This window comes from Pseudomonas nitroreducens NBRC 12694, from assembly GCF_002091755.1.
GTDB classification, from domain to species: domain Bacteria; phylum Pseudomonadota; class Gammaproteobacteria; order Pseudomonadales; family Pseudomonadaceae; genus Pseudomonas; species Pseudomonas nitroreducens.
The window spans coordinates 1-22,391 of record NZ_BDAI01000005.1 but is presented as its reverse complement, the minus strand read 5'-3'; the positions used below and the strand labels follow the sequence as shown (position 1 = coordinate 22,391).

The following is a 22,391-nucleotide window of genomic DNA, read 5'->3' as shown; positions in this document are numbered from 1 at the left end:
TCAGGAGCCCAGCTGCTTTTCCTTGATTTCCGCCAGGGTCTTGCAGTCGATGCACAGGGTGGCGGTGGGGCGGGCTTCCAGACGGCGGATGCCGATCTCGACGCCGCAGGAATCGCACCAGCCGTAGTCGTTGTCTTCGATCAGTTGCAGGGTCTCGTCGATCTTCTTGATCAGCTTGCGCTCGCGGTCGCGGGCGCGCAGCTCGAGGCTGAACTCTTCTTCCTGGCTGGCACGGTCGGCCGGGTCCGGGAAGTTGGCCGCTTCGTCCTGCATGTGGTGCACAGTGCGGTCCACTTCTTCCATCAGCTCAACTTTCCATTTGTTGAGGATGGAGGTGAAGTGCGCGCGCATGCGATCGCTCATGTACTCCTCGCCCTTGGTTTCCTGGTAGGGCTCGAAGCCACGAATCAGTTGGCTGCTCTGTTGTTTTGCTTTGGTGGGCATGGATGACCGCCTCTCACTCTCGCTAATCCTCTCGCGGATGGTCCCTCTCCGGCACCGCCGGCCCCGCGCTCGCAGCGGGCGAACTTACCAGAACGATAACGGGGACGCTACTCCCGGTTGTCGAGGCTGGCAGTGCCCGCACATACCTGACTGCCAGCTTGCCGACCCACTGGTCGCGACCAGCGAGTTTCACGGCAAACCTTCGCAGAATCGCTGGTGTTTGCCAGACGAAGCCTGCAAATTCCCAAGCGCCACACTGTCTATGCGCGGCTGCCCAGTATCCATCAGTGGCCTGTTAGAATCCCGGCTCTGTCGCAAAGTTCGGAATATTGCATGGCCACCACCTTCAGTGCGCGCAGTCGCGCCATCGAACCCTTCCACGTCATGGCGCTGCTGGCGCGGGCCAACGAGCTGCAGGCCGCGGGCCACGACGTCATCCACCTGGAAATCGGCGAGCCGGACTTCACCACCGCGGCGCCCATCGTCGAGGCCGGGCAGCAGGCCCTGGCAAATGGTCACACGCGCTATACCGCCGCACGTGGCCTGCCGGCTCTGCGCGAAGCCATTGCCGGCTTCTACGCCCAGCGCTACGGCCTGTCGATCGACCCGCAGCGCATTCTCGTCACGCCCGGCGGGTCCGGCGCCCTGTTGCTCGCCAGCAGCCTGCTGGTGGACCCGGGCAAGCACTGGCTGCTGGCCGATCCGGGGTACCCGTGCAATCGCCACTTTCTGCGCCTGGTGGAAGGCGCCGCCCAACTGGTGCCGGTCGGCCCGGAGAGCCGTTACCAGCTCACCCCGGAGCTCGTCGAGCGGCACTGGGATCAGGACAGTGTAGGCGCTCTGGCCGCATCGCCGGCGAATCCTACGGGCACCCTCTTGCACAAGGATGAACTCGCCGCGCTGTCGTCCACGCTCAAGGCGCGCGGCGGCCATCTGGTGGTGGACGAGATCTACCACGGCCTGACCTACGGCATCGACGCGTCCAGCGTCCTGGAGGTGGATGACGACGCTTTCGTCCTCAACAGTTTCTCCAAATATTTCGGCATGACCGGCTGGCGCCTGGGATGGCTGGTGGCGCCGCCGGATGCAGTGGGGGAGCTGGAGAAGCTGGCGCAGAACCTCTACATCAGCGCGCCGAGCATGGCCCAGCACGCCGCGCTGGCCTGCTTCGAGCCGGCCACCCTGGCGATCCTCGAGGAGCGCCGCGAAGAATTCCGCCGCCGCCGTGACTACCTGCTGCCGGCATTGCGCGAGCTGGGCTTCGGCATCGCCGTGGAACCGGAAGGTGCCTTCTATCTGTACGCGGACATCAGCGCCTTCGGCGGTGACGCCTTTGCCTTCTGCCAGCACTTCATCGAGACCGAGCACGTAGCCTTCACGCCCGGCGTCGACTTCGGGCGTTACCAGGCCTCGCACCATGTGCGTTTCGCCTATACGCAGAGCGTCGAGCGCCTGCAGCAGGCGGTGGAACGCATTGCCCGCGGCCTCAAGACCTGGCGCCCCTGATGCGCTTCGAGCCGGCGCTGGAAGAGGCGCGCCTGATCAAACGCTACAAGCGCTTCCTGGCGGACATCGAGACCGCCAGCGGCGAATTGCTCACCATCCACTGCCCGAACACCGGCTCGATGCTCAATTGCATGAGCGAAGGTTGCCGCGTCTGGTTCAGCCGCTCCGATGATCCCAAGCGCAAGCTGCCCGGTACCTGGGAACTGGTGGAGACGCCGCAGGGGCGCCTGGCTTGCGTTAACACCGGGCGGGCCAATCGGCTGGTGGAAGAGGCGCTGCTGGCCGGTACGGTGACCGAGTTGGCCGGCTTCGATGAACTGCGCCGCGAGGTTGCCTACGGGCAGGAAAACAGCCGCGCGGACTTCCGCCTGATGTACGCCGGCAAGCCGGTGTTCGTGGAGGTGAAGAGCGTGACCCTGGGCTTCGACGACACCACCGTCGCCGCCTTCCCCGACGCCGTTACCCAGCGCGGCGCCAAGCACCTGCGCGAACTGGCGGCGCTGGCGCGCGACGGTATGCGCGCGGTGCTGCTGTATGCGGTGAACCTGTCGGAGATCGAAGCGGTGCGCCCGGCGAAGGAGATCGATCCGGCCTATGCGGCGGCGCTGGCCGAGGCGCGTACTGCTGGAGTGGAAGTGCTGGCGTATGGGGCGCGGATTGATACCCAGGAGATGTTTCTGCACCGGCCGCTGAAAGTGTTGCTCTAGTCGCTCGCGAACCGGCCCGGAACCGTTCCTATCCTGGGTCGCTATCGTCCAGCCAGATCCCCTGTTCATCCTCTCGGCAGGGCAGCGCTTGCAGAACATCCCCCAGGCACGGCCCCTGGATGCACTCGCCGGTCTCGATCAGGAACAGCGCGCCATGATGGCCGCATTGCAGCAGGCGGCCGCTGTCATCGAGAACGTTCTCGGCATCGTAGCCCAGGGGGATTTCCCGGTGCGGGCAGCGGTTGCGGTAGGCGTACACGCGGCCTTCGCGGCGCACGGCGAAGAGGTTCAGGCCGGCGGCCTTGAAGCCCCGGCTCTGGCCTTCGGCCAGGTCATGCGGGGCGCAGAGCAGGATCATTCGACACGGTCTCCATCAGGGCAGCCATTATCCGCGCGTGGATGGCAGGACCGGAAGAGGGTGCACTTCCGTGTGCTGAAGTTGGTGCTCGCCAGGAGCCCGGCGAAATCGGCGCCGACCTTAAGCCTCTCTGCAATCTAATGCAAATAATTATCACATAGATTTCCTGATTTCCCTGTGGCAAGGTTCGTCCATGCTGCCGCACCGCGGCAGGCCACCTTTCGAACGAGGAATTCTGCAATGACGACCCTGACTGCGCCGGCCTCCGAGCTGTACCGCGCCTGGCAAGCGCTGCGCGCCGAGAAACCGCGCCTGCGCGCCCGCGATGCGGCGCACCACCTGGCCGTGAGCGAAGCCGAGCTGACGGCCAGCCGCCTGGGGGTGGACGCCGTGCGCCTGCGCGCCGACTGGGCCGAGCTGCTGCCGGCACTGGGCGAGCTGGGGCAGGTCATGGCGCTGACCCGCAACGAGCATTGTGTGCACGAGCGCAAGGGGCCGTACCGCGACGTGACCGTTTCCGCCAATGGCCAGATGGGCCTGGTGGTTTCCCCGGACATCGACCTGCGCCTGTTCCTCGGCGGCTGGGCCAGCGCCTTCGCCGTCAGCGAGGAGACCGCCCACGGTACCCAGCGCAGCATTCAGGTCTTCGACCGCCAGGGCACCGCCGTGCACAAGGTGTTCCTCACCGAGCAGAGCGACCTCGCCGCCTGGGACCCGCTGGTGCGCAGCTTCACTGCTGCCGGGCAGCGCGCCGATCTGGAGCTGGTACCGCTCGAGCCCAAGGCAGTTGCGCTGGCCGACGGCGAAATCGACGTTGCTGCCTTGCGTGAGGGCTGGGCGGCCCTGAAGGACACCCACCATTTCTTCGCCTTGCTGAAGAAGCACAAGGTCCAGCGCACCCAGGCGCTGCGCCTGGCCGGCCGCGAGTGGGCCGAGCCCCTGGATACTGCCGAGCTGCCGCGCCTGCTGGAGGCTGCCGGTGCAAGCCAGTTGCCGATCATGCTCTTCGTCGGCAACGCCCATTGCATCCAGATCCACACCGGCACCGTGGAAAACCTCAAGTGGATGGACAACTGGTTCAACGTCCTCGATCCGCTGTTCAACCTGCATCTGAAGACGCCGGGCGTGGTCGAGTTGTGGCGCGTGCGCAAGCCGAGCAGCGATGGCGTGATCACCAGCTGGGAAGCCTTCGATGCCCAGGGCGAATTGGTGCTGCAAGTGTTTGGCGCACGAAAGCCGGGAGTTCCGGAGTTGCAGGGCTGGCGCGAACTTGCTGAATCCTTCCCGGCACTCTGAGGGCCGACACGATGAAGAAAGCTTCCATGACTGCCCGTCCGCTGCTGGCCGGGCTGCTCACCGGCCTCTGCCTGACGGCCACCAGCGCGCTGGCCGATGCGCTGCCGCAGCGCTGGGTGAGCGCTGGTGGTTCGCTCAGCGAATGGGTCGTTGCCCTGGGGGGCGAGGCCAAGCTGGTCGGCGTCGATACCACCAGCCTGCATCCGGCTTCGCTGCAGGGGTTGCCGAAGATCGGCTACCAGCGACAGCTCGCCGCCGAAGGCATCCTGGCGCTGCAGCCGGATATTCTGCTGGGCAGCGAGGAAATGGGCCCGCCGCCGGTCCTGCAGCAATTGCGTGCCGCGGGCGTGCGGATCGAAACACTGTCGGCCAAGGCTGACGAAAAGACCGTGCACGACACTATCCAGCGCCTGGGCGAACTGCTCGGCGCGGTGGACAAGGCGAAGCGGGCCGAGTCGGACTTCGATGCACGCCTTGCCGCGCAGGACGCCTGGGTGAAGAAGGCCCAGGCCGCACAGGCCGCTCCCGGTGTCGTGCTGCTGGTCGGGCATGCCGGCGGCAACCTGCTGGTGGCCGGGCAGGACACCTCCGGCGACTGGCTGATCCAGCATGCTGGCGGCCGCAACCTCGCTACCCATACCGGCTACAAGACGCTCTCCACCGAGGCGCTCACCGCGCTGAACCCGCAGGTGGTGGTGCTCAGCGACCGCGCCCTGGACGGCGACAAGGCACGTGCCGCATTGACCCAGCAGAATCCCGGCCTCGCCGCGACCAGCGCAGTGCGCGAGGGCCGCGTGCCGGTGCTCGACCCGACCCTGCTGGTCGGTGGCCTCGGTCCGCGCATCCCCGACGGGCTGGCTAGCCTCGCCCAGGCCTTTTATCCTTCCGCGCAGGCCCTGAACACGGAAAGTCGTCCTTGACCCGGATCGTTACCGCTCGACCGTTGTTCCTGTTCCTCGGTTTTCTCCTGCTGCTGGTCGTCTGGCTCTCACTGGCCCTCGGGCCGGTGAGCCTGCCGCTGGGCGATACCCTGCGCGCGCTGGCGCACATGCTCGGGCTGCCGGTGTCCGTCGACGGGCTCGGCCAGGCTGAACTGATCGTCGGGCAGATCCGCCTGCCGCGCACCTTGCTGGGCATCGCCACCGGCGGCGTGCTGGCGCTGGCCGGTGTGGCGATGCAGGGCTTGTTCCGCAACCCGCTGGCCGACCCCGGCCTGATCGGAGTTTCCAGCGGTGCCGCGCTGGGGGCCGCCATTGCCATCGTCTTCGGCGCCTCCATCGGCGGGCTGCCGGAAGTCTTTGCTCCTTATTTGTTGTCTGCCTGCGCCTTTGTCGGTGGCCTGCTGGTGACGGCGCTGGTGTATCGGCTGGGTCGCCACAATGGCCAGACCAGTGTGGCAACCATGTTGCTGGCCGGCATCGCGCTGACGGCATTGGCCGGCGCGCTGATCGGGCTGTTCACCTACCTCGCCGACGACGCCACGTTGCGCACGCTGACCTTCTGGAACCTCGGCAGCCTCAATGGCGCGAGCTACCCGCGTCTGTGGCCACTGCTGCTGATCACGTTGCTGGTAGCCTGCTGGTTGCCGCGTCGGGTGAATGCGTTGAATGCGCTGTTGCTGGGTGAGTCCGAGGCGCGCCACCTGGGCTTCGACGTCGAGCGACTGAAAATCGAACTGATCCTCTGCACTGCCCTCGGTGTGGGCGCGGCGGTGGCGGCGGCCGGGATGATCGGCTTCATCGGCCTGGTCGTGCCGCACCTGCTGCGGCTGATCGTCGGCCCGGATCACCGCGTGCTGCTGCCGGCATCGATGTTCGGCGGTGCGATCCTTCTACTATTGGCCGACCTGATCGCTCGCCTGGCGCTGGCGCCGGCGGAGCTCCCGATCGGCATCGTCACTGCGCTGATCGGCGCGCCGTTCTTTCTCTATCTGCTGGTCCGGGGGCGCTCCTGATGCTGTGCGCAGACAAGCTGCGGGTGAATCGCGGCTCCCAGGTCGTCCTGCAGGATGTGAGCGTGACGCTGCAGCCGGGCGAAGTGCTCGGTGTGCTCGGCCCCAACGGCGCGGGCAAGAGCACGCTGCTCGGCGCCTTGAATGGTGAATTGCCGCTTACCAGCGGAGCGGTGAGCCTCGACGGTCGCCCGCTGGAGTCGTGGCAGGGCCCCGAGCGCGCGCGGCGGCTGGCTGTTCTGCCGCAATCGTCCTCGCTGAACTTCGCCTTTTCCGTCGAGGCGGTGGTGGGGTTCGGCCGGCTGCCTCACGACACTGGCCGCCAGCGCGATGAAACAATCATCCGCGAAGCGATGCGCGCCGCGGATGCCTCGCACCTTGCCGGGCGCAGCTACCTGGCGCTATCCGGCGGTGAGCGCCAGCGCGTGCACCTGGCTCGGGTGCTGGCGCAGCTCTGGCCGGGCGGAGAGGAGCAGATCCTGCTGCTGGACGAACCGACGTCCGCCCTCGACCCGTTGCACCAGCACACCACGCTGCAGGCTGTGCAAGAGTTCGCCGGGCGTGGCGCGGCAGTGATGGTCATCCTGCACGACCTGAACCTTGCGGCGCGCTACTGTGACCGCCTGTTGCTGCTGCACGAGGCGCGTGCACATCTGCTCGGCACGCCGCGCGAGGTGCTTCAGGCCGAACCCCTGCGCACGGTCTTCGGCCTCGACGTGCTGGTTCAGGAGCACCCGGAGCGCGGCCATCCGCTGATCATCGCGCGCTGATAGGAGTCGCCATGAAGAAGGTCCTGCTCGTCACACTGCTGGCGTTGCTCGCTGCCTGCCAGGGCCAGGTGGCTGCGCCGCCGCTGCCAGACTGGCAAAGCCCGGAAGAGCGCGACAGCGCCGAGCTGGGGGTAATCCGCGATCTGCGCAGCGGCGAGCAACTTTCCCCCGCGCAGCTGCTTGATCGACTTGCAGCGGCACCGCGGGTAATCGTTGGTGAGCAGCACGACAATCCGGATCACCATGCCCTCGAACTCTGGCTGGTGCGCGCCCTGGCCGAGCGTCGCCCGAGTGGCAGTGTGCTGCTGGAAATGCTCGCCCCTGACCAGCAGAGCGCAGTCAGCGCCGCCCAGGCATCCGCCGCGAAGGGCGACATGCCAAACGACCTGATCGCTGCGCTGCGCTGGCAGCCGGGCTGGGACTGGTCACAATACGGCCCGCTGGTGACCTGGCTGGTGAAGCAGCCGGCGCCACTACTGGCGGCCAACCTGGATCGGGGCGAGATCATGAAGATCTACCGGACCAAGCCGCAGCTGCAAGGCTCGGCGTCCACCGCCGCGTCGGTGCGCAATGCATTGCTGGAGGACATCCGTGGTTCCCATTGTGGCCTGTTGCCCGAGAGCCAGTACCCGGCGATGCTGGCGGTGCAGCAGCAGCGCGACCGGCGCATGGCCGAAAGTTTCAAGGCAGCTCCCGAACCCTCCGTGCTGATCGCCGGCGGCTTTCATGCGCGGCGCGATCTGGGAGTGCCGCTGCATCTGAAGGACATCGACGCGGCGCAAGGGCTGAAGGTGGTGATGCTGGCGGAAGTCGGCAAGCCCGTGGAGCCCGGCCAGGCGGATTACCTGTGGTATACACCGGCCCAGCCCGCCACCGATTACTGTGCACAGATGCGCGGTAGCCTGTAAGTCACACGACGGAGCCGGAAGGCTCCGTTTTTCATAGGCTCGCTGTCAGACTGACGCGCAAGAAATCGCGGGCAAAAAAAGACCCGGCAAAGTGCCGGGTCTAAAACCGTGATTAGCCTGATGAGGAGATAATCTGAAGAGTCCGACTGCGTGGTCTCTCTAGCTTATCCAACTGGCCTCGCAGCCAGTTGTTGTAATAATAACCATTATCATTTGAGAGTCAACAGCTTTTCTGCGACTGATGCGAAGTTTTTTCTGCGGATTGGCGATGGGACGGAAAGGTAAAAACCGGGGCAAAAAAAAGACCCGGCAAAGTGCCGGGTCGAAACCGTGATTAGCCTGATGAGGAGATAATCTGAAGAGTCCGACTGCGTGGTCTCTTGAGGTTATCGATCTGGCCTCGCGACCAGATGACTCAATAATAATCATTATCATTTGAGAGTCAACCTCTTTTCTGCAGATTTTTTCTCATCGACGAATGAGCTACCGCGGTAACGAAAAAGCCCGGCGCAAGGCCGGGCTTTCTCAAAGGGCTGAGGCTCAGTCCGGCTGGCGCTGCAGGCGCAACTGGGTGACTTCCTTGTTCAGCAGGTCGATGCGGCGTGCCATGCCCTCGATGAGGCTGTGGGCGATGCGCGGGTTGCTCTGCATCAGGCTGAGGAACTGGTCCTTGGGTATCACCATCACGGTGCACGGCTCGCTGGCGATGACCGACGCGCTGCGCTTCTCGCGGGTGAACACGGCCATGGCGCCGAAGATTTCGTCCTTCTGCACGTCACCGACCTTCTGCCCATCGACGAAGGCCTCGGCGTGGCCTTCGATGATGATGAACACGTGCTCGGCGTCATCACCCTGCTGGATCAGCTGCGCGCCGGCGGCGAAATGCTGGAAGCCGGTAGCCGGGCGGATTTCCGGTTGCTTGAGGTGCGCCAGCGCGTCGGACAGCAGCGCGGTGTGGCCGATCAGGTAGTGCAGGAACTGCTCCTGGCGCTCCTCGTCGCTGTGGATATGGCGGAACACTTCGCTGCGCGAATAGGGAATCAGGCACAGAGGTTCTTCGCTGACGTAACGGCACGGTGGCAGCTCGATACCCTGGCGCAGGCCGACCAGGTCGCCTTCCTGCAGGTAGAACAGCGGGCGCTCATCCACCAGCGCATGGACCAGGCCATTCTCGATGAGGAACAGATGCTTGCCGGGCAACTCGCCTTCCAGGTCGTCGGATCGCTCCAGGCGGATGGCTTCGCCAGCGGGTTCCAGGCCGGCGAGCAATTGCGCCGGAATGCCCTGCAGGCGATTGATCAGTCGATCGGCGTAGGCAGGTTGTTCACCGAGTAGGTACATGGCCGTAATTCCTTGATATGGCGACGGTCGAGGGCGCACGAAGGGCCCTGAGACCATAAGCGGACAGGCACCTTGCGTAAACATTTTCCCACAGAGCTTGTGAGCTAGCTCTTGTTACGTGCGGGAAATGTCTCAAGCTCGCCGAGAAGGGCTGCCTTGTGCGCGGGAGGAAGGTCGTTCCAGTGCACATCCAGCAGGGCACCCTCGATGGCGTAAAGGAGCACCTTGGAGGCACGGAAGCCCCGGGCGCGCACGGCCCGGTAAGCGCCGACCGCCCCCAGACGGCGCAGGTCGCCAGCGTTGTGGATGCCCACGGCGTGGAGCCACTGGGCAGAGGTCTTGCCGAGGTTCTTCAGGTGCAGCAGTTCGTCGTTCATCGTCGGTCCTTGCGATGGGCACGATGGGTGTCAGGTCTTGAAAAGGCCGAGAACTGCTCGTAGCGGCCGGACACACCCTGGAAAGTGTAGCGGTGGATGAGAAAAGCGTGGCGTTGTGACATCGCCCTGAAAGCGGGGCAGGGCGATGTGGCGCAGGCAGGGCGCGCCGTGCGGCGCTGCCCACCGGCCGGAGTCATCGCGTGGCGGTGATTCCGGCCGACAAACGGTGGATCAGAGGCCCGGCAGGCGCTGGCGGATGCTGGCGACCAGGGCGTCGAGGCTGGCGGCGTCGGGGGTGTCGACGCGCTTGCTGTGTTGCTGCTCTTCGGCGCTGAGAGGGTCGCGACTGGCCTGCTGCGCCTGGATCACTTCCAGGGTCGCGTCGGAGGGGTCATTGCCCTCGGCCTGACGCTGGGTCAGCCAACTGCTGATCACCGCTTCCGGCGCCTGGCAGTCGAGGATCAGGAAGGGCACCCCGGTTTCCTCGGCAATTTCCCAGGCAGCGGCACGTTGCTCTCGCTTGAGGAAAGTGGCGTCCAGTACGACCGGGTAGCCAGCACGCAGGATATCAACGGCCAGCTCGTTGAGGCGTTGGTAGGTCGCGGTGGTGGCGTCGCCAGCATAGATGCCGGCCTTCAGTTGGCCTTGCTGGTCGGCCTGCTGTTCGCCGAACAGGCGCTTGCGCTCCACGTCCGAACGCAGGCGAATGGCGCCCAGCGCTTCTACCAGCCGCAGTGCGACCTGGCTCTTGCCGACGGCGGAAACACCGACGGTCACCGCGAGGAAGCGCGAGGGAATGGCGCTGTAGCTCTCCGCCAGGTTGGCGTAGTTGCGATACTGGCGCAGCGTCGCGGCCTTCTGCACGGCGTCAGTCTGGTGCGCCAGGCTGAACAGCGCGATCTTGGCGCGGACCAGGGCGCGGTAAGCCTTGTAGAAATTCAGCAGGGCCAGCGACTGGTAGTCACCGGTGTATTCCAGGTACTGGCTGACGAAGCGTCGCGACAGGCACTTCAGGCCGCGGTCTTCCAGGTCCATGGCGAGGAAGGCGTAGTCGGCGGTGACATCGGTGAAGCGGAAGGGCTCGTTGAACTCGATGCAGTCGAACAGCACTACCTTGCCGTCGATGATCGCGGCGTTACCCAGATGGATGTCGCCGTGGCATTCGCGGATGAAGCCATTGGCCTTGCGCTGCTCGAACACGCCGTGCAGGCGCTCGAAGCTGGACTCCGCCCAGGCCTCCAGGGCATCCAGTTGCAGCAGGTCGGCTTTGTCCGAGAGCAGCGGACGGATTTGTTCGAAGTTCTGCCGCACCGGCGCCATGCAGGCGTCCGGAGTGCCTAGTGGGTGCTCGGTGGGGACGACCGGGGTGCGCAGGTGGAAGTCGGCGATCTGATGGGCAAGGCCGTCGATATGCTGGGCGCTAAGTTCGCCGCGGGCCTGAACTTCGCTGAGCAACTGGCTCTGCGGGAATTCGCGGCACTGGATCATGTATTCGATGGCCGGGCCGTCGCCGCCGATCTGCGGGGCGGATTCGCTGCCGGTAATGGCGATGACGTCGAGGTACAGGCCTTCGGTCAGACGCTGGTTCAGGCGCAGCTCTTCCTCGCAGAAGTGCTTGCGCTTGGCGAGGTCGGTGAAGTCGAGGAAGCCGAAGTTCACCGGTTTCTTGATCTTGTAGACATGGGAGCCAGTGAGCAGCACCCAGGAAATGTGGGTTTCGATGACCCGGAAACCGTCGACCGGATGGGGGAAGAGGGCGGGGTTCTGCAGGGCTGCGAGTAGGGTCTGGCTCACGTGATGTCCTTTCCGGTCGAATTTTCTAAAGGCGGGCATTATGGCGGCTGGGTCGGCAGGTGCAAACTCTGCAGCCGGCCGGCAACCAAATGGCCATCGCGGGGTCATAGCTCGGCCACTGCCGTTCTTGTTGGATGCGCGGCAGTTCGCATCAAGCCCGGACGCCCGCTGGAGCGGCGTCTGTCTCCTGTGGACAAAGTACGTATAATGCGCCGCCATGACGCGTCCCCGATCTTCCAAACCTCGTAAAAAAAGCGGCAAATCGTCGCCTGCCATGCGCAAGTGGCTGGGCTGGGCTCTCAAGCTCGGTCTGGTTGGTGTCGTGGTGCTGGCCGGTTTTGCCGTGTACCTCGATGCGGTTGTCCAGGAGAAATTCTCCGGCAAGCGCTGGACCATTCCCGCCAAGGTCTACGCCCGGCCGCTGGAGCTGTTCGTCGGCCTGAAACTGGGCAAGGACGACTTCCTGCGCGAGCTGGATGCGCTGGGCTATCGCCGCGAGGCCTCGGTCGCCGGTCCCGGCGCCGTGTCGGTGTCCGGCAACGCCGTCGACCTCAATACCCGTGGCTTCCAGTTCTATGAAGGCGCCGAGCCTGCGCAGCGCATTCGCGTGCGCTTCTCCGGCGACTACGTGGCTGGCCTGAGTCGCGCCAATGGTGGCGACCTCGCTGTCGCGCGCATGGAGCCGCTGCTGATCGGCGGCCTGTACCCGGCGCATAACGAAGACCGCATCCTGATCAAGCTGGATCAGGTGCCGCCTTACCTGATCGATACCCTGGTGGCCGTGGAAGACCGCGACTTCTGGACCCACCACGGGGTCTCGATCAAGTCCATCGCCCGGGCCGTCTGGGTCAACGCCAGCGCCGGCCAGTTGCGCCAGGGCGGCAGCACGCTGACCCAGCAGTTGGTGAAGAACTTCTTCCTGACCAACGAGCGCAGCCTGTCGCGCAAGCTCACCGAAGCCATGATGGCGGTGCTGCTGGAACTGCATTACGACAAGCGCGAAATCCTCGAGGGCTACCTCAACGAGGTGTTCCTCGGTCAGGATGGCCAGCGCTCGGTGAACGGCTTCGGCCTCGCCAGCCAGTACTTCTTCAGCCAGCCGCTATCGGAGCTGAAGTTGCCCCAGGTGGCTTTGCTCGTTGGCATGGTGAAGGGGCCTTCCTATTACAACCCGCGTCGGAATCCGGAGCGTGCGCTGGAGCGCCGCAACGTAGTGCTCGACGTGCTTGCCGAGCAGGGTGTGATCACCGCCCAGGAAGCGGCTGCCGCCAAGCAGGCGCCGCTGGGTGTGACCACTCAGGGCAGCATGGCCAACAGCTCCTATCCGGCCTTCCTCGACCTGGTGAAACGCCAGTTGCGCGAGGACTATCGCGACGAGGACCTGACCGAAGAAGGCCTGCGGATCTTCACCAGCTTCGACCCCATCCTGCAGATGAAGGCCGAGTCCGCCGTCAGCGAAACCTTCAAGCGCCTGGAAGGCCGCAAGGGCGTCGCCGAGACCGAAACCGCGATGGTCGTGACCAACCCGGAAACCGGCGAAATCCAGGCGCTGCTCGGCAGCCGTGACCCGCGCTTCGCCGGCTTCAATCGTGCGGTAGATGCGGTGCGGCCGATCGGTTCGCTGGTCAAGCCGGCGGTTTACCTGACCGCGCTGGAGCGTCCGAGCCAGTACACCTTGACCAGCTACATCCAGGACCAGCCGTTCCAGGTGAAGGGCAAGGATGGCCAGGTGTGGACGCCGAAGAACTATGAAGGCACCGCCAACGGCACCATCTTCCTCTACCAGGGGCTGGCCCGTTCGCTGAACCTGTCCACGGCCAGGCTGGGTCTCGACCTGGGCGTGCCGAACGTCCTGAAGACGCTGGAGCGCCTGGGCGTGTCGCCGAATTGGCCGGCCTATCCGTCGATGCTGCTGGGCGCGGGCGCGCTGAGCCCGATGCAAGTGGCGACCATGTACCAGACGATTGCCAGTGGCGGCTTCAATACCCCGCTGCGCAGCATCCGCAGTGTGCTGGCGGCAGACGGGCAGCCGCTCAAGCGTTATCCGTTCCAGGTCCAGCAGCGTTTCGATCCGGGCGCCATCTACCTGCTGCAGAGCGCCATGCAGCGCGTGATGCGCGAAGGCACCGGGCGCTCGGTCTACAACCAGTTGCCGGCGTCCCTCACCCTGGCGGGCAAGACCGGTACCACCAACGATTCTCGCGACAGCTGGTTCTCCGGTTTCGGCCAGGACCTGCTGGCAGTGGTGTGGATCGGTCGCGACGACAATGGCAAGACGCCGCTCACCGGTGCCACCGGTGCGCTGCAGATCTGGACCAGCTTCATGCGCAAGGCCAATCCCGCGCCGCTGGACATGCCGATGCCGGATAATGTCGTGCAGGCCTGGGTCGATCCGCATACCGGGCAGGGCACTGACGCCAACTGCCCGGGCGCAGTGCAGATGCCTTATATTCGTGGAAGCGAACCTGCGCTGGGCACAGGTTGCGGAAACCAGACGCCAGCCGGCGAAGTCATGGACTGGGTGCGCGGCTGGTTGAACTGATGCAAGAGGATTGGAAGTGAGAAAAGCTTGGTTTGCAGCGTCGGCGACTCTGGCGCTTCTGTCCGGTTGTGCGACCCCGCAGCAGGGTGCGATTCCCGTGCAGGACTCCGGTACCTCCGTCTCCAACTCGGAGCGCGTTGGCCGCAGCGGTGGCAACACCCAGGCGCCAGTTCGTGCCGGTGCCGGCCAGAGCATCCCGCAGGGTGACTCCGGGGTTACCGTGATGGTCCCGCAGGATGCCGGCATGGCGCCGATCCAGACTTTCCCGGCGCAGAGCGGCGCCGCGCCGATCAGCACCTCGCCGATGACCACGGCGCCGGGAGCAACGGGAACGAGCTACTCGCAGCAGCCAATCTCCACCAGTGGTGGCATCACCTCCAATGGTGGTTTCCAGTCGCAGACCTACCAGCAGCCGATCAATCAGGCTCAGCAGGCTGCGCCGACCACCCAGAACTACCAGGGGCCTTCCGGCATTCCGTCGAGCAACTCTGGCCTCTCGGCGGACGAGCAGCTGGATGGACCGGTGCTGGCGCTGCTTACCTCCGCCTCGCAGCAGCAGGGTGGTGGTGACCTCAACGGCGCTGCCGCCAGCCTGGAGCGCGCCCAGCGCATTGCTCCGCGCGAGCCGCAGGTGCTCTACAAGCTGGCCCAGGTACGCCTGGCACAGGGCGATGCTGCGCAAGCCGAACAGGTGGCGCTGCGTGGCCTGTCGCTGGCCAACGGTCGCCCGACCATGCAGGCCAGTCTGTGGGATCTGATCGCCAAGTGTCGTGACCAGCAGGGCAATACCGCTGGCGCCGCCGAGGCACGGCAGAAAGCCAAGGTGACCCTGTAATGGACGGGCGCGTGCTGGCCGTCGCCGATCAGTTGCTGCTGATCGAGCGGGAGCTGCGTGCAATCGGTCTGTGGGGAAGCGAAAGCCCGTCGCCGGACAGGCTTTCCAGCGTCGAACCCTTCTGCGTGGATACGCTGGCGCTGGAGGAGTGGCTGCAGTGGATATTTCTGCCGCGGATGAAGCTGATCATCGAGAGCGGCGCGGACCTGCCCACTGCCTCGGGGATCCGTGCCATCGCGGAAATGGCTTATGCCAATGAGGGCGCGCGGGTGGCTGGTCTGCTCGATGCGCTCGGCGCCTTCGACCAGTTGATCAGCCCGACGCCCTGAGCGGGCGTCAGTTGCAGTTCTCGCGGATGTTCTTCTCGCTGGTTGCGATGCGCTCCTGACGTTCTTCTTCGGTGATCCGGCGAACGTCGCCATTACCATCATCTACTCGAACGCGCGGGTTGTTCTTGAGTTGCGCCAGGTTGGTACGCTCCAGTTCGCACTGCTTGATGCGCTCGGCTTCTTGTTGCGCCACTTCCTGGCGCACCTTCTCGTCGGCGGCCTTCTGCTTTTCGTCATTGCTGGGTGGCAGTGTCGGTTTGGCAACGACGGGCGGCGGAAAGTTGCTGGTGGCCTTGGGCTGGGCGGTACTGGTGTTGACGGCAGAGGCGTTCGCGCCCTCCGGTGGCTGTGCCCCGAAGTGGGTGATGCCCTGGGCATCGACCCATTTGTAGACCTGCGCGGCCATCACGGTCGGGGCCAGTGCGAGCAGCAGGCTGCCCATGAAAATCGTCCGTCGCATGCTTTGTCGATCCTTGGGGTGCGGAGTCTGTCGGTAACTATAACCAAATCGCGGGCTTATTCACTCTGAGAAAGTTCACATCCCCGCTTCATTCAAAGCCATATATGGCTTGACTTGGTCGCTTCGTTTCAGAAGAATCCAAGGTTCGCTGCAGTGGGCCGGCCGCAAGCTGGTTTTACTCGGCAGACAAGAGGTGCTACCCGCGCCGCAAAGTTTCACCCTGTTTCGCGTTACCTCGCGCTGGGTGGAGGCTCTCCGTAACACAAACAGGAGTGTCTCCAGGTTCTGCTCAATCGGCAGTCGACGTAGCCGGCGATTACATTCGCCCATGTCTGCCGGGCAGCCATCCAAGTCGGTCCCCCACGTTGGGGGTTTCCGTATATAGCGTTCTAGAGGTGACAACGTGGAACTTTTATCCGGCGCTGAAATGGTCGTCCGCTCCCTGCGTGACGAAGGCGTTAAGTACATCTACGGGTACCCGGGCGGTGCCCTCCTGCATATCTACGACGCTCTCTTCAAAGAGAACGAAGTAACCCACATCCTGGTTCGCCACGAGCAGGCCGCTACCCACATGGCCGACGGCTATGCGCGGGCCACCGGCAAGCCCGGCGTGGTGCTGGTGACCTCCGGTCCCGGCGCGACCAATGCCGTCACCGGCATCGCCACCGCCTACATGGACTCCATCCCGATGGTGGTGATCTCCGGCCAGGTGGCGAGCAACATGGTTGGTACCGACGCGTTCCAGGAAACCGACATGGTCGGTATCTCCCGCCCGATCGTGAAGCACAGCTTCATCATCAAGCACCCGTCGGAAATCCCTGAGGTCATCAAGAAGGCCTTCTATATCGCCCAGTCCGGCCGTCCCGGCCCGGTGGTGATCGATATTCCGAAGGACATGGGCGATCCGACCCAGAAGTTCGAATACAGCTACCCGAAGAAGGTGAAGCTGCGCTCCTACAGCCCGGCGGTCCGTGGCCACTCCGGCCAGATCCGCAAGGCCGCCGAGATGATGCTCGCCGCCAAGCGCCCGATCATCTACGCCGGTGGTGGCGTGATCATGGGCAATGCCGCCGAGCCGCTGACTGAGGTCGCGCGCATGCTCAACGTGCCGGTCACCAACACCCTGATGGGCCTGGGTGGCTATCCGGGTACCGATCGCCAGTTCGTCGGCATGCTCGGCATGCACGGCAGCTACACCGCGAACCTCGCGATGCACCACGCTGACGTGATCTTTGCCGTCGGCGCGCGCTTCGACGATCGCGTGATCAACGGCGAGACCGCAGCCAAGTTCTGCCCGAATGCCAAGATCATCCACGTCGACATCGACCCGGCCTCGATCTCCAAGACCGTCAAGGCCGACATCCCGATCGTCGGCCCGGTGGACAGCGTCCTGACCGAAATGGTCGCGATCCTCAAGGAAATCGGCGAGACCCCGAACAAAGAAGCCCAGGCTGCCTGGTGGAAGCAGATCGAGGAATGGCGTGGCACCCGCGGCCTGTTCCCCTACAGCATGGGCGACGGCAGCATCATCAAGCCGCAGACCGTGATCGAGACCCTCTGCGAAGTCACCAACGGTGATGCCTTCGTCGCTTCCGACGTGGGTCAGCACCAGATGTTCGCGGCGCAGTACTACCGCTTCAACAAGCCCAATCGCTGGATCAACTCCGGTGGCCTGGGCACCATGGGCTTCGGCTTCCCGGCCGCCATGGGTGTGAAGTTGAACTTCCCTGACGCAGACGTTGCGTGCGTGACCGGTGAAGGCAGCATCCAGATGAACATCCAGGAGCTGTCCACCTGCCTGCAGTACGACCTGCCGGTGAAGATCGTCAACCTGAACAACGGTGCGCTGGGCATGGTCCGCCAATGGCAGGACATGCAGTACAACAGCCGCTACTCGCACTCCTACATGGAATCGCTGCCGGACTTCGTCAAGCTGGCTGAAGCGTATGGCCACGTCGGCATGCGCATCACCGACCTGAAGGACCTGAAGCCGATGATGGAAGAAGCCTTCGCGATGAAGAATCGCCTGGTCTTCCTCGACATCCAGGTCGATACCAGCGAGCACGTCTACCCGATGCAGATCCGCGGTGGTGCGATGCGCGACATGTGGCTGAGCAAGACGGAGCGTACCTGATCATGCGACACATCATTTCCCTGCTGCTGGAAAACGAACCCGGCGCGCTGTCCCGCGTCGTCGGCCTGTTCTCCCAGCGCAACTACAACATCGAAAGCCTGACCGTCGCCCCGACCGAGGACCCGACGCTGTCGCGCCTGACCCTGACCACCGCCGGTCAGGACGAAGTCATCGAGCAGATCACCAAGAACCTCAACAAGCTCATCGAGGTGGTAAAACTGGTGAATCTCTCGGAGAGCGCGCATATCGAGCGCGAGCTGATGCTGGTGAAAGTGAAGGCTACCGGCGCCCAGCGCGCCGAGGTCAAGCGCACCACCGACATCTTCCGCGGACAGATCGTCGACGTCACCAGCAGCGTCTACACCGTGCAGCTGGCCGGCACCAGCGACAAGCTGGACAGCTTCATCCAGGCCATCGGCACCGCGTCGATCCTCGAAGTTGTCCGCAGCGGCGTCACCGGTATTGCCCGTGGCGACAAGACTCTCAGCATCTGATTTGAAATACGGCCCACGAGGCCAACTGACAGGGGATTACCCAAATGCGCGTTTTCTACGATAAAGACTGTGACCTCTCCATCGTTCAGGGCAAGAAAGTTGCCATCATCGGTTACGGCTCCCAGGGCCATGCCCACGCCTGCAACCTGAAAGACTCCGGCGTCGACGTCACCGTCGGCCTGCGTGCGGGTTCTTCTTCCGTTGCCAAGGCTCAGAACCACGGCCTGAAAGTCGCCGAAGTGGCCGAAGCCGTTGCCGCTGCCGACCTGGTCATGATCCTGACTCCGGACGAGTTCCAGGGCCGTCTGTACAAGGACGAGATCGAGCCGAACCTGAAAAAAGGCGCCACCCTGGCTTTCGCCCACGGCTTCTCCATCCATTACAACCAGGTCGTACCGCGCGCTGACCTCGACGTGATCATGATCGCGCCGAAGGCCCCGGGCCACACCGTACGCTCCGAGTTCGTGAAAGGCGGCGGCATCCCCGACCTGATCGCGATCTACCAGGACGCTTCGGGCAATGCCAAGAACGTCGCTCTGTCCTACGCCTGCGGCGTTGGCGGCGGCCGTACCGGCATCATCGAAACCACCTTCAAGGACGAGACCGAAACCGACCTGTTCGGCGAGCAGGCCGTTCTGTGCGGCGGTTGCGTCGAGCTGGTGAAAGCCGGTTTCGAAACCCTGGTCGAAGCCGGTTACGCTCCGGAAATGGCCTACTTCGAGTGCCTGCACGAACTGAAGCTGATCGTGGACCTCATGTACGAAGGTGGCATCGCCAACATGAACTACTCGATCTCGAACAACGCCGAATACGGCGAGTACGTAACCGGTCCGGAAGTGATCAACGCCGAATCCCGTCAGGCCATGCGCAACGCTCTGAAGCGCATCCAGGACGGCGAATACGCCAAGATGTTCATCTCCGAAGGCGCTACCAACTACCCGTCGATGACCGCCAAGCGCCGCAACAACGCCGCTCACGGTATCGAAGTCATCGGCGAGCAACTGCGCGCCATGATGCCGTGGATTGCTGCCAACAAGATCGTCGACAAGACCAAGAACTAAGGTCCTTTCGACAAACGAGGAAACGCGGCGCTTGCCGCGTTTTTTCGTTTAGGGGCGGTGATCTGGTATAAAGCGGGGGTGCCGGACGTGTCCACGCAAAAGCGTGCACCGGCAAATCTCAGCCTCAACGAGTTCTCAAGGAATCGTCCATGAGTGAAGGTCACGAGGAGCCGAACAAGGCTTCCGACACCGAAGAAAGTCTGCTGCCCATCGATGAGCACATCGAAGAGGGTCATGACGCCGAAGGTCGCAAGGTTCGTCATCGCGGCATCTACCTGCTGCCTAACCTGTTCACTACTGCAGCACTGTTTACCGGTCTCTACGCCATCATCAATGCCATGAACGGCGATTTCTCCAACGCCGCCATCGCCATCTTCGTCGCCATGGTCCTCGACGGCCTCGACGGTCGTGTGGCCCGTCTGACCAATACCCAGAGTGCTTTCGGCGCCGAGTACGACTCGCTGTCCGACATGGTCGCCTTCGGAGTAGCTCCGGCGCTGGTCGCTTTCGAGTGGGCGCTGAGCAGCCTGGGCAAGGTCGGCTGGATGGTCGCCTTCATCTATGTTGCTGGTGCCGCTCTGCGTCTGGCGCGTTTCAATACCCAGGTGGGCAAGGCTGACAAGCGCTACTTCATCGGTCTGGCCAGCCCGGCTGCCGCGGCGCTGGTTGCCGGTACGGTCTGGGCGTTCGCCGACTTCGACGTTCAGGGCGCCAAGGTTTCCCTGCTGGTTGCGCTGATGGTCGCCGCCGCCGGCATGCTGATGGTCAGCAATATCAAGTACTACAGCTTCAAGGATCTTGACCTGCGCGGCCGCGTGCCGTTTATGGCAATCCTGGTAGTGGTGCTGGCATTCGCCGTGGTCTTCACCGACCCGCCGCGCATCCTGCTCCTGCTGTTCCTTGCATACGCAACCTCCGGACCGGTGCAATACTTGTTGCAATTGCGCCGTCGCAAGCAGCCGCCTGCCGTGTAATTTCCAGCGGGCTCCGCAGTCTACTGGTGCATACAGCCAGTTGTTGCGGAGCCCGTCATGCTGATCAAGTCGTCCCGCCTTTCCGATTGCCACGAATCGGAAGTCACGCCCGAATCCCTCTATCTCTCCCGTCGCCACTTTCTCGGTGGTGCGATGGCGGCTGCGGCTCTATCCGGATTGCCGCGTCTGGGTTTTGCCGAGGGCGGTCGCTATGCCGATGTCGCCGAAGCGGCTGCCCCTTCCTGGCTCACGGAAAAGCTCGCCGCTACACGCTGGGATGCCGTCACGGTAAAAGATGAAGCCATCACACCGTTCAAGGACGCGACCACCTACAACAATTTCTACGAATTCGGCCCGGACAAGGGGGATCCTGCTGCCAATGCGGGTGCCTTGAAGACCGAGCCATGGTCCGTAGTGATCGATGGGGAGGTGGGTAAACCCGGCAAGTACGCGCTCGAGGACTTCATCAAACCCTATCTGCTGGAGGAGCGCGTCTACCGATTGCGCTGCGTCGAGGCTTGGTCGATGGTCATTCCGTGGATCGGCTTTCCGATCTCCGAGCTGATCAAGCGGGTCGAACCGACCAGCAAGGCGAAATACCTGCGCTTCGAAACCCTGGTGGATCGCAAGGATATGCCGGGTGTGCAATCCAACTTCGCCTTGATCGATTGGCCCTATGTCGAAGGGCTGCGCATGGATGAGGCGATGCATCCCTTGGCGATTCTGGCTGTCGGCATGTACGGCCGGGTACTGGCGAACCGGAACGGAGCGCCGCTGCGTCTGGTGGTGCCGTGGAAATACGGCTTCAAGGGAGCCAAGTCCATTGTGCGGATCAGCTTCGTCGAGGAGCAGCCGAAGACTACCTGGCAGAGTCTGGCTTCGGACGAGTATGGCTTCTATGCCAACGTCAATCCGACGGTAGACCATCCGCGCTGGAGCCAGGCGCGCGAACGTCGTCTGCCCAGTGGACTATTCAGCCCCAATGTTCGTCCTACCCTCATGTTCAACGGCTATGCCGATGAGGTCGCTTCGCTTTATGCGGGCATGGATCTGAGGAAGGACTACTGATGCGCTATCCGTTCTGGCGGGCCGGGGTATTTCTGGCTGCATCGGCGCCGCCACTCTTCTGGCTGTACCAGGCTTGGATCTTCGATCTGGGGCCGGACCCGGGCAAGGCGCTGGTGGACAGGCTGGGCCAGGGCGGTCTCGTCCTGTTGCTCATTACCCTGGCGATGACGCCTCTGCAGAAAGTCACCCGGTGGGGTGGCTGGGTACAGGTTCGCCGCCAGCTGGGTCTCTGGTGCTTCACCTATATAGTGCTGCACCTGAGTGCCTATGCCGTCTTCATCCTTGGGTTGGACTGGGCCCAATTGGGAGTAGAGCTGAGCAAGCGGCCCTACATCATTGTCGGCTTCGGGGCGTTCCTCGGGTTGCTGGCCCTGGCTATCACTTCCAACCGCTACAGCATGCGAAAGCTGGGGGCGAGCTGGAAGAAACTGCATCGCCTGATATATGTCATCCTCGGTTTGGGGTTGTTGCATATGCTGTGGGTCGTGCGGTCTGATCTGGAGCGCTGGGCGATCTATGCAGTCGTAGGGCTTGTGCTGATGCTCCTGCGCATGCCCCTGATAGCTCGTCAGCTGCCTCGATTGCGCAGTCGACCGACCGCCGGCTGAAGAAAGTTTAAATTAGTCGTTGACGGCCGATTTAAACTCCCTATAATGCGCACCACTCCCAGCGACGAAGCGCTGAAAGAACTTGAAAATCAAGTACTTACAGAGATTAGAGGTTGGGGGTGGCGATCAGGCAGGTGATTCACTTGCCGCTCTTCATTAGCTGCTCCGGCAGCGAGCTGAAAAGAAGGTCGCCGAGGTGCTTGACAGCGAGTTTGATCGCTGTAGAATGCGCCTCCCGCTGATGAGAGGTTTGGCTTCTCGGAAGCCCAAGCGATTGAGTAGAAAAGAAATTTTCGAAAATAAAGCTTGACGAAAGATGAGGTTAGCGTAGAATGCGCGCCTCGGTTGAGACGAAAGCCTTAACCAACTGCTCTTTAACAAGTTGAATCAAGCAATTCGTGTGGGTGCTTGTGATGTAAGACTGATGATCGACT

The 22,391-nt window shown here is 63.5% G+C and carries 22 protein-coding genes; 16 read left to right on the top strand and 6 right to left on the bottom strand.

Going from position 1 to position 22,391, the window contains the following annotated elements; genetic code table 11:
• Positions 1-444: an RNA polymerase-binding protein DksA gene (gene dksA / locus PNI01S_RS14930; protein WP_015478905.1), complete on the bottom strand. Its 444-nt coding sequence runs from the start codon at positions 442-444 to the stop codon at positions 1-3.
• Between the two features lie 333 nt (positions 445-777).
• Here dksA and PNI01S_RS14925 point away from each other — a divergent pair, with 333 nt between their 5' ends.
• Together PNI01S_RS14925 and sfsA are read left to right on the top strand one after the other, a co-directional pair.
• Complete coding sequence (locus PNI01S_RS14925; protein ID WP_024765345.1) at positions 778-1,950, top strand: pyridoxal phosphate-dependent aminotransferase; 1,173 nt, start codon at positions 778-780, stop codon at positions 1,948-1,950.
• Complete coding sequence (gene sfsA, locus PNI01S_RS14920) at positions 1,950-2,657, top strand: DNA/RNA nuclease SfsA (RefSeq protein ID WP_024765346.1); 708 nt, start codon at positions 1,950-1,952, stop codon at positions 2,655-2,657. The genes PNI01S_RS14925 and sfsA overlap by 1 nt, the downstream gene beginning before the upstream one ends.
• A 28-nt stretch (positions 2,658-2,685) precedes the next feature.
• Here the strand turns inward: sfsA and PNI01S_RS14915 are convergent, their stop codons facing one another.
• Complete coding sequence (locus PNI01S_RS14915; protein ID WP_038803381.1) at positions 2,686-3,015, bottom strand: Rieske (2Fe-2S) protein; 330 nt, start codon at positions 3,013-3,015, stop codon at positions 2,686-2,688.
• Positions 3,016-3,255: 240 nt separating this feature from the next.
• Between PNI01S_RS14915 and PNI01S_RS14910 the strand changes: the two genes are divergently transcribed.
• From PNI01S_RS14910 to PNI01S_RS14890, 5 genes are read left to right on the top strand one after another with little or no spacing between them, the layout of a single operon-like run.
• Positions 3,256-4,311: a hemin-degrading factor gene (locus PNI01S_RS14910; RefSeq protein ID WP_024765348.1), complete on the top strand. Its 1,056-nt coding sequence runs from the start codon at positions 3,256-3,258 to the stop codon at positions 4,309-4,311.
• A gap of 26 nt (positions 4,312-4,337) precedes the next feature.
• Entirely contained in the window at positions 4,338-5,231 is an 894-nt protein-coding gene (locus PNI01S_RS14905; RefSeq protein WP_084358511.1) for a heme/hemin ABC transporter substrate-binding protein, read from the top strand.
• Between the two features lie 50 nt (positions 5,232-5,281).
• Positions 5,282-6,265 carry a FecCD family ABC transporter permease gene (locus tag PNI01S_RS14900; RefSeq protein ID WP_089285844.1) on the top strand — a complete coding sequence of 328 codons (984 nt, stop codon included), beginning with the start codon at positions 5,282-5,284 and terminating at the stop codon, positions 6,263-6,265.
• Positions 6,265-7,032, top strand: coding sequence for a heme ABC transporter ATP-binding protein (locus PNI01S_RS14895; RefSeq protein WP_024765351.1), 768 nt, complete (start codon positions 6,265-6,267; stop codon positions 7,030-7,032). The genes PNI01S_RS14900 and PNI01S_RS14895 overlap by 1 nt, the downstream gene beginning before the upstream one ends.
• An 11-nt stretch (positions 7,033-7,043) precedes the next feature.
• Complete coding sequence (locus tag PNI01S_RS14890) at positions 7,044-7,940, top strand: ChaN family lipoprotein (protein WP_024765352.1); 897 nt, start codon at positions 7,044-7,046, stop codon at positions 7,938-7,940.
• A 540-nt stretch (positions 7,941-8,480) separates the two neighbouring features.
• Here PNI01S_RS14890 and PNI01S_RS14885 read toward each other — a convergent pair.
• From PNI01S_RS14885 to PNI01S_RS14875, 3 genes are all read right to left on the bottom strand, one after another.
• A complete protein-coding gene (locus PNI01S_RS14885; RefSeq protein WP_024767177.1) occupies positions 8,481-9,281 on the bottom strand; it encodes a Crp/Fnr family transcriptional regulator in 801 nt (266 codons plus the stop codon).
• Positions 9,282-9,385: 104 nt separating this feature from the next.
• Positions 9,386-9,658 (bottom strand): TfoX/Sxy family protein, encoded by a 273-nt coding sequence (locus PNI01S_RS14880; RefSeq protein ID WP_024767178.1) that lies wholly within the window; start codon positions 9,656-9,658, stop codon positions 9,386-9,388.
• 231 nt (positions 9,659-9,889) lie between these two features.
• Entirely contained in the window at positions 9,890-11,452 is a 1,563-nt protein-coding gene (locus tag PNI01S_RS14875; RefSeq protein WP_084358510.1) for a bifunctional aminoglycoside phosphotransferase/ATP-binding protein, read from the bottom strand.
• A 217-nt stretch (positions 11,453-11,669) separates the two neighbouring features.
• Between PNI01S_RS14875 and mrcB the strand changes: the two genes are divergently transcribed.
• The 3 genes from mrcB to PNI01S_RS14860 are packed head-to-tail and all read left to right on the top strand — an operon-like array spanning position 11,670 to position 15,158.
• On the top strand, positions 11,670-13,994 hold the full coding sequence (gene mrcB, locus PNI01S_RS14870; RefSeq protein ID WP_089285832.1) for a penicillin-binding protein 1B: 2,325 nt from the start codon (positions 11,670-11,672) through the stop codon (positions 13,992-13,994).
• Positions 13,995-14,010: 16 nt separating this feature from the next.
• Positions 14,011-14,829, top strand: coding sequence for a tetratricopeptide repeat protein (locus tag PNI01S_RS14865; protein WP_024767181.1), 819 nt, complete (start codon positions 14,011-14,013; stop codon positions 14,827-14,829).
• Positions 14,829-15,158, top strand: coding sequence for a YqcC family protein (locus tag PNI01S_RS14860; protein WP_024767182.1), 330 nt, complete (start codon positions 14,829-14,831; stop codon positions 15,156-15,158). Before PNI01S_RS14865 ends, PNI01S_RS14860 begins: the two co-directional genes overlap by 1 nt.
• 7 nt (positions 15,159-15,165) lie before the next feature.
• Here PNI01S_RS14860 and PNI01S_RS14855 read toward each other — a convergent pair whose 3' ends face one another.
• Entirely contained in the window at positions 15,166-15,618 is a 453-nt protein-coding gene (locus tag PNI01S_RS14855; RefSeq protein WP_024767183.1) for a DUF4124 domain-containing protein, read from the bottom strand.
• 403 nt (positions 15,619-16,021) lie between these two features.
• Between PNI01S_RS14855 and PNI01S_RS14850 the strand changes: the two genes are divergently transcribed.
• The 6 genes from PNI01S_RS14850 to msrQ all read left to right on the top strand — a co-directional run bounded on the left by PNI01S_RS14850 (position 16,022) and on the right by msrQ (position 21,957).
• On the top strand, positions 16,022-17,752 hold the full coding sequence (locus PNI01S_RS14850; protein ID WP_084358508.1) for an acetolactate synthase 3 large subunit: 1,731 nt from the start codon (positions 16,022-16,024) through the stop codon (positions 17,750-17,752).
• A 2-nt stretch (positions 17,753-17,754) separates the two neighbouring features.
• A complete protein-coding gene (ilvN, locus tag PNI01S_RS14845; protein ID WP_017516326.1) occupies positions 17,755-18,246 on the top strand; it encodes an acetolactate synthase small subunit in 492 nt (163 codons plus the stop codon).
• 44 nt (positions 18,247-18,290) lie between these two features.
• The gene (gene ilvC, locus PNI01S_RS14840; protein ID WP_017516327.1) at positions 18,291-19,307 is read left to right on the top strand and encodes a ketol-acid reductoisomerase; all 1,017 of its coding nucleotides are present in this window, start codon (positions 18,291-18,293) and stop codon (positions 19,305-19,307) included.
• A 149-nt stretch (positions 19,308-19,456) separates the two neighbouring features.
• On the top strand, positions 19,457-20,281 hold the full coding sequence (gene pssA / locus PNI01S_RS14835) for a CDP-diacylglycerol--serine O-phosphatidyltransferase (protein WP_017516328.1): 825 nt from the start codon (positions 19,457-19,459) through the stop codon (positions 20,279-20,281).
• A gap of 57 nt (positions 20,282-20,338) precedes the next feature.
• Complete coding sequence (msrP, locus tag PNI01S_RS14830; protein WP_084358507.1) at positions 20,339-21,349, top strand: protein-methionine-sulfoxide reductase catalytic subunit MsrP; 1,011 nt, start codon at positions 20,339-20,341, stop codon at positions 21,347-21,349.
• Positions 21,349-21,957 (top strand): protein-methionine-sulfoxide reductase heme-binding subunit MsrQ, encoded by a 609-nt coding sequence (msrQ, locus tag PNI01S_RS14825; protein WP_024767186.1) that lies wholly within the window; start codon positions 21,349-21,351, stop codon positions 21,955-21,957. The genes msrP and msrQ overlap by 1 nt, the downstream gene beginning before the upstream one ends.
• The last annotated feature ends 434 nt before the right edge of the window (positions 21,958-22,391 follow it).

Bases quoted from the DNA above. Each gene is read 5' to 3' on its own strand.
- PNI01S_RS14905 (WP_084358511.1), top strand. From the start codon at position 4,338: ATGACTGCCCGTCCGCTGCTGGCCGGGCTGCTCACCGGCCTCTGCCTG.
- ilvC (WP_017516327.1), top strand. From the start codon at position 18,291: ATGCGCGTTTTCTACGATAAAGACTGTGACCTCTCCATCGTTCAGGGC.
- PNI01S_RS14885 (WP_024767177.1), bottom strand. From the start codon at position 9,281: ATGTACCTACTCGGTGAACAACCTGCCTACGCCGATCGACTGATCAAT.
- mrcB (WP_089285832.1), top strand. From the start codon at position 11,670: ATGACGCGTCCCCGATCTTCCAAACCTCGTAAAAAAAGCGGCAAATCG.
- PNI01S_RS14910 (WP_024765348.1), top strand. From the start codon at position 3,256: ATGACGACCCTGACTGCGCCGGCCTCCGAGCTGTACCGCGCCTGGCAA.
- dksA (WP_015478905.1), bottom strand. From the start codon at position 444: ATGCCCACCAAAGCAAAACAACAGAGCAGCCAACTGATTCGTGGCTTC.
- msrQ (WP_024767186.1), top strand. From the start codon at position 21,349: ATGCGCTATCCGTTCTGGCGGGCCGGGGTATTTCTGGCTGCATCGGCG.
- PNI01S_RS14855 (WP_024767183.1), bottom strand. From the start codon at position 15,618: ATGCGACGGACGATTTTCATGGGCAGCCTGCTGCTCGCACTGGCCCCG.
- PNI01S_RS14925 (WP_024765345.1), top strand. From the start codon at position 778: ATGGCCACCACCTTCAGTGCGCGCAGTCGCGCCATCGAACCCTTCCAC.
- PNI01S_RS14895 (WP_024765351.1), top strand. From the start codon at position 6,265: ATGCTGTGCGCAGACAAGCTGCGGGTGAATCGCGGCTCCCAGGTCGTC.
- PNI01S_RS14880 (WP_024767178.1), bottom strand. From the start codon at position 9,658: ATGAACGACGAACTGCTGCACCTGAAGAACCTCGGCAAGACCTCTGCC.
- PNI01S_RS14890 (WP_024765352.1), top strand. From the start codon at position 7,044: ATGAAGAAGGTCCTGCTCGTCACACTGCTGGCGTTGCTCGCTGCCTGC.
- ilvN (WP_017516326.1), top strand. From the start codon at position 17,755: ATGCGACACATCATTTCCCTGCTGCTGGAAAACGAACCCGGCGCGCTG.
- sfsA (WP_024765346.1), top strand. From the start codon at position 1,950: ATGCGCTTCGAGCCGGCGCTGGAAGAGGCGCGCCTGATCAAACGCTAC.
- pssA (WP_017516328.1), top strand. From the start codon at position 19,457: ATGAGTGAAGGTCACGAGGAGCCGAACAAGGCTTCCGACACCGAAGAA.
- msrP (WP_084358507.1), top strand. From the start codon at position 20,339: ATGCTGATCAAGTCGTCCCGCCTTTCCGATTGCCACGAATCGGAAGTC.
- PNI01S_RS14860 (WP_024767182.1), top strand. From the start codon at position 14,829: ATGGACGGGCGCGTGCTGGCCGTCGCCGATCAGTTGCTGCTGATCGAG.
- PNI01S_RS14915 (WP_038803381.1), bottom strand. From the start codon at position 3,015: ATGATCCTGCTCTGCGCCCCGCATGACCTGGCCGAAGGCCAGAGCCGG.